General features: G+C 62.8%; 10 protein-coding genes. 9 read left to right on the top strand and 1 reads right to left on the bottom strand.

Going from position 1 to position 15,868, the window contains the following annotated elements; translation table 11 throughout:
* The first annotated feature begins 81 nt into the window (after positions 1–81).
* The 3 genes from rpoC (at position 82) to QCM77_RS16395 (ending at position 8,684) form a co-directional block, all read left to right on the top strand.
* Positions 82–4,278 (top strand): DNA-directed RNA polymerase subunit beta', encoded by a 4,197-nt coding sequence (rpoC, locus tag QCM77_RS16385; RefSeq protein WP_279661993.1) that lies wholly within the window; start codon positions 82–84, stop codon positions 4,276–4,278.
* A 194-nt stretch (positions 4,279–4,472) separates the two neighbouring features.
* On the top strand, positions 4,473–6,527 hold the full coding sequence (locus QCM77_RS16390) for an FAD-dependent oxidoreductase (protein WP_279684233.1): 2,055 nt from the start codon (positions 4,473–4,475) through the stop codon (positions 6,525–6,527).
* A 132-nt stretch (positions 6,528–6,659) separates the two neighbouring features.
* Positions 6,660–8,684, top strand: a complete 2,025-nt coding sequence (locus QCM77_RS16395) for an ABC transporter ATP-binding protein (RefSeq protein ID WP_279661996.1) — start codon at positions 6,660–6,662, stop codon at positions 8,682–8,684.
* Here the strand turns inward: QCM77_RS16395 and QCM77_RS16400 are convergent.
* The gene (locus tag QCM77_RS16400; protein ID WP_279661998.1) at positions 8,612–9,850 is read right to left on the bottom strand and encodes an FAD-dependent oxidoreductase; all 1,239 of its coding nucleotides are present in this window, start codon (positions 9,848–9,850) and stop codon (positions 8,612–8,614) included. The two genes, QCM77_RS16395 and QCM77_RS16400, sit on opposite strands and share 73 nt — an antisense overlap.
* Positions 9,851–10,518: 668 nt before the next feature.
* On the opposite strand from QCM77_RS16400, the gene rpsL reads away from it, so the two are divergent.
* From rpsL to rplC, 6 genes are all read left to right on the top strand, one after another.
* A complete protein-coding gene (rpsL, locus tag QCM77_RS16405) occupies positions 10,519–10,890 on the top strand; it encodes a 30S ribosomal protein S12 (protein ID WP_007603006.1) in 372 nt (123 codons plus the stop codon).
* Positions 10,891–10,905: 15 nt separating this feature from the next.
* On the top strand, positions 10,906–11,376 hold the full coding sequence (gene rpsG / locus QCM77_RS16410) for a 30S ribosomal protein S7 (RefSeq protein ID WP_279662032.1): 471 nt from the start codon (positions 10,906–10,908) through the stop codon (positions 11,374–11,376).
* A 30-nt stretch (positions 11,377–11,406) separates the two neighbouring features.
* Positions 11,407–13,479 (top strand): elongation factor G, encoded by a 2,073-nt coding sequence (gene fusA / locus QCM77_RS16415; RefSeq protein ID WP_279662033.1) that lies wholly within the window; start codon positions 11,407–11,409, stop codon positions 13,477–13,479.
* Between the two features lie 40 nt (positions 13,480–13,519).
* Positions 13,520–14,710: an elongation factor Tu gene (gene tuf / locus QCM77_RS16420; RefSeq protein WP_279684234.1), complete on the top strand. Its 1,191-nt coding sequence runs from the start codon at positions 13,520–13,522 to the stop codon at positions 14,708–14,710.
* A gap of 81 nt (positions 14,711–14,791) precedes the next feature.
* Positions 14,792–15,100 carry a 30S ribosomal protein S10 gene (rpsJ, locus tag QCM77_RS16425; RefSeq protein ID WP_002712302.1) on the top strand — a complete coding sequence of 103 codons (309 nt, stop codon included), beginning with the start codon at positions 14,792–14,794 and terminating at the stop codon, positions 15,098–15,100.
* Between the two features lie 53 nt (positions 15,101–15,153).
* Positions 15,154–15,867, top strand: coding sequence for a 50S ribosomal protein L3 (gene rplC, locus QCM77_RS16430; RefSeq protein WP_106944315.1), 714 nt, complete (start codon positions 15,154–15,156; stop codon positions 15,865–15,867).
* The last annotated feature ends 1 nt before the right edge of the window (position 15,868 follow it).

Genomic DNA, 15,868 nt, shown 5'->3' on the forward strand with positions numbered 1-15,868 from the left:
CCCGAGTCGCGAGGGCAGGGCGCCCCGCATAGTGATTTTCGAATTTGCTGCCGGAGGCGACCGGCACGCGAGGAGAAGACGATGAACCAAGAAATTATGAATCTCTTTAATCCGACGACGCCGGCTCAGGTCTTCGACCAGATCCGGATCTCGATCGCGAGCCCTGAGAAGATTCTGTCCTGGTCGTACGGCGAGATCAAGAAGCCGGAAACCATCAACTACCGCACCTTCAAGCCCGAGCGCGACGGCCTGTTCTGCGCCCGCATCTTCGGGCCGATCAAGGACTACGAGTGCTTGTGCGGCAAGTACAAGCGCATGAAGTACAAGGGCATCATCTGCGAGAAGTGCTCGGTCGAGGTCACGCTGTCGCGCGTCCGGCGCGAGCGCATGGGCCATATCGAGCTCGCAGCCCCCGTCGCCCACATCTGGTTCCTGAAGTCGCTGCCCTCGCGCATCGGCCTCCTGCTCGACATGACGCTGAAGGATCTCGAGCGGATCCTCTACTTCGAATACTACGTCGTGCTCGAGCCGGGCCTCACCGCGCTGAAGGACCGTCAGCTGCTGTCGGAAGACGAGTATCTGAAGGCGCAGGACGAGTACGGCCAGGATTCCTTCACCGCCATGATCGGTGCCGAAGCGATCCGCGAGCTGCTCAAGGGCATGGACCTCGAGAAGCTCGAACTGACCTTGCGCGCGGAGATGCAGGAGACCGACTCCGACATCAAGCACAAGAAGCTCGCCAAGCGCCTGAAGATCGTGGAAGCGTTCCGCCACTCCGGCAACAAGCCGGAATGGATGATCATGACCGTGGTTCCGGTGATTCCGCCGGACCTGCGTCCGCTGGTGCCGCTGGACGGCGGCCGCTTCGCGACCTCGGACCTCAACGACCTCTACCGCCGCGTCATCAACCGCAACAACCGCTTGAAGCGGCTGATGGAGCTGCGCGCGCCGGACATCATCATCCGCAACGAGAAGCGCATGCTTCAGGAGGCCGTCGACGCGCTGTTCGACAACGGCCGCCGCGGCCGCGTCATCACCGGTGCCAACAAGCGCCCGCTGAAGTCGCTCGCCGACATGCTCAAGGGCAAGCAGGGCCGCTTCCGTCAGAACCTGCTCGGCAAGCGCGTCGACTATTCGGGCCGTTCGGTGATCGTGGTCGGTCCCGAGCTGCGCCTGCATCAGTGCGGCCTGCCGAAGAAGATGGCGCTCGAGCTGTTCAAGCCGTTCATCTATTCGCGGCTTGACGCCAAGGGCCTGTCCACCACCGTGAAGCAGGCGAAGAAGCTGGTCGAGAAGGAGCGGCCCGAGGTCTGGGACATCCTGGACGAGGTCATCCGCGAGCATCCGGTGCTGCTCAACCGCGCCCCGACGCTGCATCGCCTCGGCATCCAGGCGTTCGAGCCCGTGCTGATCGAGGGCAAGGCGATCCAGCTCCACCCGCTGGTCTGCGCCGCGTTCAACGCCGACTTCGACGGCGACCAGATGGCCGTGCACGTTCCGCTGTCGCTGGAAGCGCAGCTGGAAGCGCGCGTCCTGATGATGTCGACCAACAACATCCTGCATCCGGCGAACGGCCAGCCGATCATCGTGCCGTCGCAGGACATCGTGCTCGGTCTCTACTACGTCTCGGTCATGCGCGAAGGTCTGCCCGGCGAAGGCAAGAGGTTCGGCGAGATGGCCGAGCTCGAGCATGCCCTGCACGCGAAGGTCATCCACCTCCACACCAAGATCAAGTATCGGTGGCAAGGCATGGATGAGACCGGCAAGGTCTCGACGCGCTGGATCGAGACGACCGCAGGTCGCGTCATGCTCGGCAATCTGCTGCCGAAGAACCCGAGAATTTCGTACGAGATCATCAACAAGCTGATGACCAAGCGCGAAATCTCCGGCGTGATCGACCAGGTCTACCGCCACTGCGGTCAGAAGGAGACCGTGATCTTCTGCGACCGCATCATGGCGCTCGGCTTCTACAACGCGTTCAAGGCCGGCATCTCGTTCGGCAAGGACGACATGGTCGTGCCGCACGCCAAGTGGAAGATCGTCGACACCACCCGTGCGCTGGCGAAGGATTTCGAGCAGCAGTACAACGACGGTCTGATCACCCATGGCGAGAAGTACAACAAGGTCGTCGACGCCTGGTCGAAGGCCACGGAAGAAATCGCCAAGGCGATGATGAAGGAGATCTCCTCGACCAAGAAGACGGCGAGCGGGGCGGATGCCGACATCAACTCGATCTACATGATGGCGCACTCCGGTGCGCGCGGTTCGCCGGCGCAGATGCGTCAGCTCGCCGGCATGCGCGGCCTGATGGCCAAGCCGTCGGGTGAGATCATCGAGACGCCGATCATCTCGAACTTCAAGGAAGGCCTCTCGGTGCTCGAGTACTTCAACTCGACCCACGGCGCCCGCAAGGGCCTCGCGGACACCGCGTTGAAGACCGCGAACTCCGGCTACCTGACCCGTCGTCTCGTCGACGTCGCGCAGGACTGCATCATCACGCAGGACGATTGCGGCACCAAGCTCGGCATCAAGATGCGCGCCATCGTCGATGCCGGCACCGTGGTCGCTTCGCTCGGCTCGCGCATCCTCGGACGCACGGCCTGCGAAGACGTGCGTGACAGCTCGGGCAAGGTGATCTTCAAGCGCGGTACGCTGATGGAAGAGAGCCATCTGGATGCCATCCACCAGGGCGGCGTCCAGGAGGTGAAGATCCGCTCGGCGCTGACCTGCGAGCTCGTCAACGGCATCTGCGGCAAGTGCTACGGCCGCGATCTCGCTCGCGGCACGCCGGTCAACCACGGCGAAGCGGTCGGGGTCATCGCGGCGCAGTCGATCGGCGAGCCGGGCACCCAGCTCACCATGCGCACCTTCCACATCGGCGGTGCGGCGCAGCTGAACGAGCAATCTTTCGTCGAATCCAACTTCGACGGCAAGATCGTGATCAGGAACAAGGCCATCGCCCGCAACAGCGAAGGTCACCTGGTCGCGATGGTTCGTAACATGGTGGTGGCGATCGTCGATGCCGACGGCACCGAGCGTGCGACGCACCGTATTCAGTACGGCTCGCGCCTTCACATCGACGAGGGCGACACGGTCAAGCGCGGCCAGCGTATCGTCGAGTGGGATCCCTACACCCGTCCGCTTCTCACCGAGGTCGAAGGCACCATCGGCTTCGAGGATCTGGTCGAGGGGCAGTCGATCTCGGAAACGCTCGACGAGGCCACCGGCATCGCCAAGCGCGTGGTCATCGACTGGCGCTCGATGCGCGGCGGCGGGGACCTGCGTCCGGCCATCGTGATCAAGGGCAAGGACGGCAAGGTGCTCAAGCTCGCTCGTGGCGGCGATGCTCGCTACATGCTGTCGGTCGACGGCATTCTGTCGGTCGATATCGGAGCCAAGGTCCAGGCGGGCGACATCCTCGCCCGTGTCTCGACCGAAAGCGCCAAGACGCGTGACATCACCGGCGGTCTGCCGCGGGTGGCGGAACTGTTCGAGGCTCGGCGTCCGAAGGATGCGGCGATCATCGCCGAAATCGCGGGCACCATCCGGTTTGGGCGCGACTACAAGAACAAGCGTCGCATCTCGATCGAGCCGATGGACAAGACCGACGAGCCGCGCGAGTACCTGATCCCGAAGGGCAAGCACATCCACCTTCAGGACGGCGACGTCGTCGAAAAGGGCGACTTCATCGTGGAAGGCAACCCGGCGCCGCACGACATTCTGGCGGTCAAGGGCATCGAGGAACTCGCGGCCTATCTGGTCAACGAGATCCAGGAGGTCTACCGGCTCCAGGGCGTGCTCATCAACGACAAGCACATCGAGGTGATCGTCCGTCAGATGCTCCAGAAGGTGGAAGTCACCGACCAGGGCGACACGGACATGATCTCGGGCGAGCAGATCGACAAGATCGAGTTCGACCAGATCAACGAGAAGGCCAAGGAAGAGGGCAAGAAGATCGCCACGGGGACGCCGGTTCTGCTCGGCATCACCAAGGCGAGCCTTCAGACCCGCTCCTTCTTCTCGGCGGCCTCGTTCCAGGAGACCACCCGCGTCCTCACGGAAGCGGCGGTCAACGGCAAGGTCGATCCGCTCGAAGGCCTCAAGGAGAACGTCATCGTCGGCCGGCTGATCCCGGCAGGCACCGGCGCCTCCATGGCCAAGATCCGCGAAGTCGCCGTGAAGCGCGACAAGATGATCCTCGACGAACGCGAGAAGCAGGCGGCCGTCGTGTCGCCCGCGCCGGAAGTCGAGCCGATGGCGCTGCCGCCCGCGGAATGATCGTTCATCCGTAGGAATACCGAGGACAATGAAAAGGCCGGCGCAAGCCGGCCTTTTTGCTGCTTTGTTTGCCCGTTGCGGTGCAGGATCAACCTTTGTTCATCTTTCCTTCAGCCGCAAAAGCGCTTCTGCTAGGGGAGTTTAGACCGGTGGGGTCCCGTGACGGGGGCGGGGCCGGAGACCACGGATCTGACATGCTTGATCTCGCAATCGTAGGCGGCGGCCCCGGCGGGCTGATGAGCGCCTGGTACCTGAAGCGCAAGCTCGGGGAGCTCTGCCGCGTCACCATCTACGAGGCATCCGACCGGCTCGGCGGCAAGATCGTCACGCGCAAATTCGATTCGGCGCCCGCGATGTACGAGGCCGGCGTCGCCGAGATCTACGACTACTCGATGACCGGGCCGGATCCGCTGCGCGAGCTGATCCAGCATTTCGGCTTGCAGACCATTCCGATGGATGCCGAGCAGGTGCAGTTCGGCGGCGAGCTCCTCAACGACGTGCCGGGCATGCGCCGCAAATACGGCGCCAAGACCGCGGCCGCGATCGAGGGGTTCCGCAAGCGTTGCGCCGAGGCGATGTCGCCGATCGAATATTACGAGGGTGTCGGCGCGCACGACAACGAGAACCCCTGGGCCTACAAGACCGCCGAGCAGGTGCTCGACGAGGAGGTCGAGGACGAGACCGCAAAGCGCTTCTTCAAGGTGATGGCGCGCTCGGACCTCGCCACCGAGAGCCACAACACCAACGGGCTCAACGCGCTCAAGAACTACCTGATGGACGTCGACGGCTATATCGGCCTCTATTCCATCCAGAACGGCAATGAGCAGCTGATCGAATGCCTGCAGTCGGAAGTCAACGCCGACATCCAGCTCAACCACCGCGTCCTCACCGTCGGCAGGGCGCCGACCGGTCGCTACCAGCTCAAGATGATGAACGGCAAGGGACCGGAGACGCGGGACTTCGATCTCGTGCTGGTCTGCCTGCCGCATTCCTGGCTCGCCACCGTCGGCTGGGAGGGCGAACAGCTCCGCCAGTCGATGGTCAAGCACGTCTCCTATTTCGACCGCCCCGCGCACTACCTACGCGTCTCGATCCTGTTCGACACGCCGTTCTGGGGCGACAAGATCGCCGGCGCCTGGTTCATGTCGGAGGCCTTCGGCGGCTGCTGCGTCTACAACGAGGGCGCGCGCCACGACGTCGGCAGGCACGGCGTCTTGAACTGGCTGATTCCCGGCTCCGATGCGCTGGCCTTCGCCAATTTGTCGGACCAGGAGCTGATCGATGCCGCGCTGAAATCGCTGCCGGTCTCGCTCGGCGATGCGCGCGCGCATTTCAAGGAAGGCAAGATCCACCGCTGGCTGTCGTCGGTGAACGCGATTCCGGGCGGTCTGCCCGTGCGCGACGTCATGACCAATCACCGACCCGAACCGAAGGAGCATCCCGGCATCGTGGTGGTCGGCGACTATCTGTTCGACTCGACGCTGAATGGCCTGCTCGATTCCTCGGACGCCGCGACCGACATCATCCTGACCGAGATGATGCGCCTGCGCCGCGAGCGCGCGCAGGACGACAAGCCGCTCTCCGACAAGATCGATCGCGACTATTTCGCGAACTATCGCGGCCTCGGCCCCTATAGTGAGGCATGGCGTCACTTCACCGATCCCGATTACCTCGTCAAGCTGATCGGCATCGTCTGGGGCAAGGCCAAGGGCGCCAAGCTATTGGTCGCGGGCTCGGCCAGCGGCGAGCTGGTCGGCGCGCTGCGCGATCGCGGCATCGACGCCTTCGGCATCGAGAACAACCGCGCCATCCACGCCAAAACGCCGAAGGCGCTGAAGAAGTACAACAAGCTCGGCTCGATCACCGACATGCCGTTCAAGGACGGCGCGTTCGATTTCGTGTTCGAGACCAGCCTCTGCCACGTTTCCCCGAAGCAGGTGGTCCGCGCGATCCGTGAGCTGAACCGCGTGGTCAAGACCGGCCTCGTGTTCGGCTCGATCACATCGGACATGGCTTCAGTGGTGATCGACCGCTACGACCTGTTGCGCGGGGTCAAGAAGCTCGGCACCTGGTGGGAATGGTCCGAGCTGTTCTTCGGCAACGCCTTCGACCTGTCGATGCACCGCAAGGACTGCACCGACGCGCTGTGGGAGGCGACGCTCGCCGCCAACAAGGGCCCGGGCCAGTGGTACGCCGACGCCGACTCCTTGCGCTATTCCTTTTTCGACAAGGTCGAGGACGACGGCTAGCCGCTTGAGACGGGCGCCTTCGCCAATTGTTTTGCCGAATTCATCCTGATCGCATAGAATCGGTGCAATAGCGGTTGCCGCTATTTCCTACTTTCTCTGCGGTCATGCCGGCCGTCAGCATCGGTTGGTTTCATGGCATCCAAGCCTCTCTCGCCCGACAACCAGAAGCTCGCCGCGGAAGACGCAGCCGAGCGCGACGACAAGCTCGCCTCCGCTGCCAAGCCGGACCTCGAAGGAGACGAGGAAGACGATGCAGACGAGGAGGATGACGAGCTGGAGCTCGATGACGACGATGAGGACGAGGATCTCGTCGTCTTTACCGCGCGCGAGGCCGCCGGCGCGCTCGCGACCATCCTGGGTTTCGTCAAGCCATTCCTGACGAACTACAAGCGGATGCTGTCATTCGTGGCGTTCGGCGTCTTCGTCGAGACGCTGTTCAATGTCATCATGCCGCTCAGCCTGAAGTTCCTGATCGACGACGCGCTCGGCGAGGAGGATTTCCAGGCGCTGTACAAGATCCTCGGCGTGCTCGCGGTCGCCGGCATCTTCACCTCGATCGTCGCGGTCTGGTACGAGCGCTGGGATGCGCGGCTTGCCGCCTGCATCATCTCCGACGTCCGCAAACGGCTGTTCGAGCACGTCCAGGACCTGCCGGCGGCCTATTTCGGCCGCACCAAGCGCGGCGAGATCCTGTCGCGCTTCTCCGTCGACCTCGCGGCCTTCGAGGGCTCGGTCAAGACCTTCGCCAACAGCGCGGCGCTACCGTTCCTGGAGTTGATCGCCGGCATCATCCTGATGTTCTTCCTCAACTGGCAGCTCGCGGTGGTTGCGCTGCTGGTGTTCCCGATCACGCTGATCGGTCCGCGCATGCTCACGCCGAAGGCTGTTCAGGCGAATTACGAGCAGAAGCTCAATGAGTCCGCGCTGCTCGGCATGGTACAGGAAAACGTGGCGGCCCAGGCCGTGATCAAGGCGTTCAGCCTGCAACGCAGGATGTTCGGCTTCTTCACCTTTCGCAACGACGAGACGCGCAACAGGATGGCGTCGGCGGCGTTCCTGTCGACCATGGTGGAGCGGACGGTCACCATCTCCGTGCTGCTCTTGCATCTCGTAGTGCTCGCGATCGGCGCGTATCTGGCGACCAAGGGTCAGATCACCATCGGCACCTTCGTCACCTTCGAGAGCGCGTTCTGGGAGGTGTCGTACAACATCGCCCATGTAATGCATTTCATTCCCGTGTCGATCTCCTCGGCGGCCGCGATCCGCCACATGCAGGAGCTGCTCGACGAGCCCACGCGCAGCGCCGATCGCCCCGGCGCGCCCGACCTGCCGCGCATCACCAACGACATCACTTTCGACCACGTGACGTTCCAGTACGAAGGCAGCCAGACGCCGGTGCTGGACAATCTCAGCCTCAAGCTCAGCGTCGGCAAGCGCATCGCCATCGTCGGCCCCTCGGGCTCCGGCAAGAGCACGCTGCTCAATTTGATCCTGCGGCTCTATGTGCCGGACGAGGGGCGCGTCACCATCGACGGCGTCGACGTCCGCAAGGTGACGCTGGATTCGCTGCGCCGGAGCATGGCGGTCGTGTTCCAGGAGAACATGCTGTTCAACATGTCGATCCGCGAGAACATCCGGCTCGGCAAGGAGGGCGCGACCGACGAGGAGGTGGAGGAAGCGGCCAAGAAGGCCGAGATCCACCGCTACATCATGAGCCTGCCGCAGCGATACGACACGCCGGTGGGCGAGCGCGGCGATACCTTGTCGGGCGGCCAGCGCCAGCGCATTGCGATCGCGCGCGCGATCATCCGTAATCCCTCCGTGCTGCTGCTGGACGAAGCCACCTCGGCGCTCGACCAGACCACGGAAGCCGCGATCAACCGCACCCTGCTGAAGGTCGCAAAGGGCCGTACCATGATCTGGTCGACCCACCGCCTGACCTCGGTGGTCGAGATGGACGAGATCATCGTGATTTCAGGAGGCAGGGCGATCGAGCGCGGCTCGCATGCCGAGCTGCTTGCCAGGAACGGCACCTATCGCAAGCTGTGGAGCGACCAGACCCACCAGCCGCATGGCGCGGCGGCTCACGCCGACGAGGACAGCGACGAGGATGAAGACGACCTCGACGAGGAGGATGAGGACGGCGAGGAGGAGTGACCGAGGAAATTCGGCTCCAGATGAACGGCGCCTCCAAGCGGCCGCAATAGCCCCTGAACCGACCAGGCAATGAAGCGTGCCCAGCGCTGCGCCGTCCAGTAAGGGCTTGTCGCAATCGAGACGGAGCGGAAGTCGAACGCCTTCGCCGCCGACCATTCATCGCACGCCCGCTTGACCGGATCTGCGTAGAAGGCGGCGATCTTGCTTGTATCCATCCCGTCGGAGGCCAGCCACTGCGGGAGGTAGACGTTGCAGAGGCGTTCGACGTCGGTAAAGACCTTGTCGCAGCCGGTGCCGGCGGCGGGGCAGGAGGTCGAGAAGGCATCGCCCACCAGCACGAGGCCGGGCTGGCCGCTTGCATCGTTCACATAGAGATCGACCGGCCGGATCTTCAGCTCACCGGGAATGTCGAATGGGCCGGTGATGCGCTTGAGCCGCGGCAGCGCGGCGTTCAGCGTCTCGGCTGGTGCGCGGCGCAGCTCATGCAGCCAGGGATCGTCGAAGCCGCGATAGACGAACAGATTGGCGCGCATCCGCGTCCCGATCGGAAACAGCGTGAGGTAGGGGATGCGGTCGCTCGGCCGTTCCGAGAAATAGGTCAGCGCCGGGAAGTCGAACGCAGTCCGTCCCGCCGGGACCACGTCGAACCCGATCGAAATCGAATGGCAGGCGCTGATCACTTTTCGCGCGATTCCCAACTGATGGCGCAGGCCGACGTTGAGGCCGTTGGCGAGCACGACCAGCCGGGCCGAGACCATCTCGTCATTGGAGAGAGTGAGCTTCTGCCGTTCCGCGCTCGTCTCGACCAAGACGGCCTTGGCGCAGATGCGCTCGACGCCGGCAGGAATTTCGTCGCGGACCGCGTTGACCAGGGAATCGTAGAGGATGTTGAACTGCCGGCTCGGCGCCTTGTCGAGCAGGTGACCGAATCGCGCGATCCAGTTTTCGCCGGCAAAGCTGGCGCGGCGCAGCACCGATTCTCCGATTCCGGTCCGCAAGAATCGCTCGACCTGGGTGTCACCGCTGAGTTTTTCGACACGAAAATCCGCCGGATAGGTCTCGTGCGGGTCGATCAGCACCGTCGAAATGCCGGCACGGCCGAGCATTGCGGCGGCAGTCGAGCCGGAAAGTCCCCCGCCGATAATGGCAATGTCGGTGTACCGCATGACGCATATCTCTGCCGAAGGCGGCAGATTCACGCATCAACAGGAAAAAAAGCCTTAGCGCGGGTTATAAAAGTATATTTTACCCGGATAAAACTTGATTCTCTCTGGCGAACCGCCGCTTCGTTCCCATATCCGGAAGGCGCGGTGAGGGCGGTTAAGCGGCGATTTCTACACGCGCGGGCAAAGCTTTATGACTGACGTTTCGCCTTGACTTGACCGACTCCCACTTATAGAACCCCCCTCACTTAACGACAGGCGGTGAGCGTCGCCAACGTCGGAACGGGCCACCCGTTTGATCCTTCCAGGGTCGCCAAAACGGGCACCAACCTCGACGAATGCCGCTCAAACGCTGTCGATTATAGCTAGGCAATGCCAGGCGATTTTAGCTCTCTCGAGCACGTGCTCTTGAGATCGAACTCGGATGCATGACCTCGGTGCGCGGGCCGCAGCGTTTTCGCTGTTTGGTCCAAAGACTGCGGTCCTCTGTGGCGTCGAAGCGCTTTCTGCTCAGTGATGAGCGGTTGGCGCGATTTCGCTTTGTGCGGATAGTTCCGTGCGGGGCGGCCCCTCGGGCGGGTAGTCCGGAGAGAATTGCGGACCCGGTGACGGGCCGCGGCAAGACAGCGGACCCGAGAGGGGCCGCGGCGAACACAAAGGGTAAGGCCAGGATGCCGACGATCAACCAGCTGATCGCTCAACCGCGGGAAGTGCAGAAGTCGCGCAAGAAGGTGCCGGCGCTGCAGCAGTCGCCGCAGAAGCGCGGTGTTTGCACGCGCGTTTACACCACGACCCCGAAGAAGCCGAACTCGGCGCTTCGTAAGGTCGCCAAGGTGCGCCTGACCAACGGCTTCGAAGTGATCGGCTACATCCCTGGTGAGGGCCATAACCTCCAGGAGCACTCGGTGGTCATGATCCGCGGCGGTCGCGTCAAGGATTTGCCCGGCGTGCGCTACCACATCCTCCGCGGCGTTCTGGATACCCAGGGCGTCAAGAACCGTAAGCAGCGTCGTTCGAAGTACGGCGCCAAGCGTCCGAAGTAAGCGGGAACCAGGTCCATGTCTCGTCGCCATTCTGCTGAAAAGCGTGAAGTCCTTCCCGATCCGAAGTTCGGGAACATCATCGTCACGAAGTTCATGAACTCGGTGATGTATGCCGGCAAGAAGTCGGTCGCTGAGGGCATCGTTTACGGTGCGTTCGGCCTCATCGAAGCCAAGACCAAGCAGAGCCCGCTCGGCGTGTTCGAGCAGGCACTCGAGAACGTCATGCCGACGATCGAAGTGCGCTCCCGCCGCGTCGGTGGCGCGACCTACCAGGTTCCGGTCGAGGTTCGCTCGGTGCGCCGGCAGGCGCTGGGCATTCGCTGGCTGATCTCGGCTGCGCGCGATCGCAACGAGAAGACGATGACCGAGCGGCTCTCTGCGGAGCTCCTGGACGCGTCGAACAACCGGGGTAACGCCGTCAAGAAGCGCGAAGACGTGCACCGGATGGCGGAAGCCAACCGCGCCTTCTCGCACTATCGCTGGTAACGGCGACACACGGAATCTAAGGAACACTCCATGCCCCGCGTTCATGCCATAGAGAATTACCGCAACTTCGGTATCATGGCGCATATCGATGCCGGCAAGACCACGACCACCGAGCGCATCCTCTATTACACCGGCAAGAGTCACAAGATCGGCGAAGTGCACGAAGGTGCCGCGACGATGGACTGGATGGAGCAGGAGCAGGAGCGCGGCATTACGATTACGTCGGCTGCGACCACCGCGTTCTGGGAAGGCAAGCGTCTCAACATCATCGACACTCCCGGCCACGTCGACTTCACCATCGAAGTCGAGCGCAGCTTGCGCGTGCTCGACGGCGCCGTGTGCGTGCTCGACTCCAACCAGGGCGTCGAGCCCCAGACCGAGACAGTCTGGCGCCAGGGCGACAAGTACAAGGTTCCGCGCATCGTCTTCGCCAACAAGATGGATAAGACCGGCGCCGACTTCTACAAGTGCATGCAGGATATTATCGATCGCCTCGGCGCAAAGCCGATCGCGATCCAGCTTCCGATCGGCTCCGAGAACAACTTCAAGGGTCTGGTCGACCTCGTTCGTATGAAGGGCGTGGTCTGGGAAGAAGAGAAGCTCGACGCCAAGTTCGTAGACATCGATATTCCCGAGGACATGGTCGAGAAGGCTAAGGAATATCGCGAGAAGCTGTTGGAAGCCGCCGTCGAACTCGACGACGAAGTTCTTGCCGCGTACCTCGACGGCAAGGAGCCCGATGAGGCGACGTTGAAGCGCTTGATCCGCAAGGCCGTGCTGACTGGCGCGTTCTTCCCGGTATTGTGCGGCTCGGCGTTCAAGAACAAGGGCGTGCAGCCCTTGCTCGACGCGGTCGTGGATTATCTGCCGTCGCCGGTTGACGTGCCCGCCATCAAGGGCGTCGATGAAGACGGCAACGAGATCGTTCGTCTGCCGGACGACAAGGAGCCGCTGGCTCTGTTGGCGTTCAAGATCATGGACGACCCGTTCGTCGGCACCATCACCTTCTGCCGTATCTATTCCGGCACGCTGCTGTCGGGTACCGGCGTCATCAATTCGACGCGCGACCGCAAGGAGCGCATCGGCCGCATGTTGCTGATGCATGCGAACAACCGCGAAGACATCAAGGAAGCCTATGCCGGCGACATCGTCGCGCTGGCTGGCCTGAAGGAAGCGCGCACCGGTGACACGCTGTGCGATCCCGACAAGTCGGTGATCCTCGAGAAGATGGAATTCCCCGAGCCGGTCATCGAGATCGCGATCGAGCCGAAGTCCAAGGCCGACCAGGAAAAGCTGGGCGTGGCGCTGGCGAAGCTCGCCGCGGAGGATCCGTCCTTCCGCGTGTCGACCGACCAGGAGTCCGGCCAGACCATCCTCAAGGGCATGGGCGAACTCCATCTCGACATCAAGGTCGACATCCTCCGCCGCACCTACAAGGTCGATGCCAACATCGGCGCGCCGCAGGTGGCGTTCCGTGAGCGCGTCACCAAGAAGGCCGAAGTCAAGTACACCCACAAGAAGCAGACCGGCGGTACCGGTCAGTTCGCCGAAGTGTCGATCATCGTCGAGCCCAACGAGCCCGGCAAGGGCTATGAGTTCGAGTCCAAGATCGTCGGCGGCGCGGTGCCGAAGGAATACATCCCCGGCGTCGAAAAGGGCCTCAACAGCGTCATGGGCTCCGGTGTCGTCGCGGGCTTCCCGGTCGTCGACGTCAAGGTTTCGCTGGTCGACGGCAAGTATCACGACGTCGACTCGTCGGCGCTCGCCTTCGAAATCGCTTCGCGTGCTGCATTCCGCGAAGCCTTGCAGAAGGGCAAGTCCGTCCTGCTCGAGCCGATCATGAAGGTCGAAGTGGTGACCCCGGAAGACTACACCGGCTCGGTCATCGGCGATCTGAATTCCCGGCGCGGTCAGATCCAGGGTCAAGACATGCGCGGCAACGCCAACGTCATCAACGCGATGGTGCCGCTCATGAACATGTTCGGTTACGTGAATAACCTGCGCTCGATGAGCCAGGGTCGCGCGACCTTCACCATGCAGTTCGACCACTACGCAGAAGCGCCGGCCAACGTGTCGGCAGAAGTCCAGAAGAAGTTTGCCTGATTGTCGTCGGTTTCGAGCTGACGATTGAACGGAGAGTCAAATGGCCAAAGCAAAGTTTGAACGTAACAAGCCGCACTGCAACATCGGCACCATCGGTCACGTCGACCATGGCAAGACGTCGTTGACCGCGGCGATCACCAAGGTCCTCGCCGAAGCCGGCGGCGCGACGTTCACGGCGTACGACCAGATCGACAAGGCGCCGGAAGAGAAGGCGCGCGGTATCACGATCTCGACGGCGCACGTCGAGTACGAGACCAAGAACCGCCACTACGCGCACGTCGACTGCCCCGGCCACGCCGACTACGTCAAGAACATGATCACCGGCGCCGCCCAGATGGACGGTGCGATCCTGGTCGTGTCGGCCGCTGACGGTCCGATGCCGCAGACCCGCGAGCACATCCTGCTCGCCCGCCAGGTCGGCGTTCCCGCGCTCGTCGTGTTCCTCAACAAGTGCGACATGGTCGACGATCCGGAACTGCTCGAGCTCGTCGAGCTCGAAGTCCGCGAACTGCTCTCGAAGTACGACTTCCCGGGCGACAAGATTCCGATCGTCAAGGGTTCGGCGCTCGCCGCTCTCGAAGATTCCGACAAGAAGCTCGGCCACGATGCCATCCTCGAGCTGATGAAGAGCGTCGACGAGTACATCCCGCAGCCGGAGCGTCCGATCGACCTGCCGTTCCTGATGCCGGTTGAAGACGTGTTCTCGATCTCGGGCCGCGGCACCGTCGTGACCGGCCGGGTCGAGCGGGGCATCGTCAAGGTCGGCGAGGAAATCGAGATCGTCGGTCTGCGTGCGACCCAGAAGACGACCGTCACCGGCGTCGAAATGTTCCGCAAGCTGCTCGATCAGGGTCAGGCCGGCGACAACATCGGCGCGCTGCTTCGCGGTACCAAGCGCGAGGACGTCGAGCGCGGCCAGGTGCTGTGCAAGCCGGGTTCGGTCAAGCCGCACACCAAGTTCAAGGCTCAGGCCTATATCCTCACCAAGGAAGAGGGCGGCCGTCACACTCCGTTCTTCACCAACTATCGTCCGCAGTTCTACTTCCGCACCACCGACGTGACCGGTGTCGTGCATCTGCCGGAAGGCACCGAGATGGTGATGCCGGGCGACAACATCTCGATGGAAGTGCACCTGATCGTGCCGATCGCGATGGAAGACAATCTGCGTTTTGCCATCCGCGAAGGTGGCCGCACCGTCGGCGCCGGCGTCGTCGCCTCGATCATCGAGTAATTACGAGAATAGGGATCGGCGAATAGCGAATGTGAAATTCGCTATTCGCTATTCGCCACCCACTGAAGAGAGACCACGGCAATGAACGGCCAAAACATTCGTATCCGACTCAAGGCGTTCGACCATCGTATCCTCGATACGTCGACCCGCGAGATCGTGAACACGGCGAAGCGCACCGGCGCGCAGGTCCGCGGACCCATTCCGCTGCCTACTCGCATCGAGAAGTTCACCGTCAACCGTTCGCCGCACGTCGACAAGAAGAGCCGCGAGCAGTTCGAGATGCGCACTCACAAGCGCCTGCTCGACATCGTCGATCCGACCCCGCAGACCGTCGATGCTTTGATGAAGCTCGACCTGGCCGCCGGTGTCGACGTCGAGATCAAGCTCTAAGATTTTTGGATCACGTTCGCGACTAGCGGACAGAAAGAACAGGAAGCACGCCGATGCGCTCCGGAGTGATCGCACAAAAGGTCGGGATGACGCGGGTCTTTACAGAGGCCGGCGAACATATCCCCGTGACCGTGCTGAAGCTCGGCAATTGCCAGGTCGTAGGCCACCGCACTGAAGAGAAGAACGGCTATGTCGCGCTCCAGCTTGGTTCTGGCAGCCGCAAGACCGTCTACATGCCCAAGGCGGAGCGCGGTCAGTTCGCGGTCGCCAAGGTCGAGCCGAAGCGGCAGGTCGAGGAATTCCGCGTCTCCGCGGATCAGATGATCCCCGTCGGTGCCGAGATCCTGGCCGACCATTTTGTCGTCGGCCAGTTCGTCGACGTCACCGGTACCTCGGTCGGTAAGGGTTTTGCCGGCGGTATGAAGCGCTGGAACTTCGGCGGTCTGCGCGCCACCCACGGCGTGTCGGTCTCGCACCGCTCGATCGGTTCGACCGGTGGCCGTCAGGACCCCGGCAAGACCTGGAAGAACAAGAAGATGCCCGGCCACATGGGTGTCGACCGCATCACCACGCTCAATCTTCGAGTTGTCCAACTCGATGTCGAGCGTGGGCTGATCCTCGTCGAAGGTGCCGTTCCCGGCTCCAAGGGCGGCTGGATCCGCGTGCGCGACGCCGTCAAGAAGCCGCTGCCGAAGGACGCTCCGAAGCCCGGCAAGTTCAAGGTTGCTGGCGAAGCGGACGCTGCTCCGGCTGCGCAGGAGGCGTGAG

The organism is Bradyrhizobium nivariense (assembly GCF_029846695.2).
Lineage (GTDB): Bacteria > Pseudomonadota > Alphaproteobacteria > Rhizobiales > Xanthobacteraceae > Bradyrhizobium.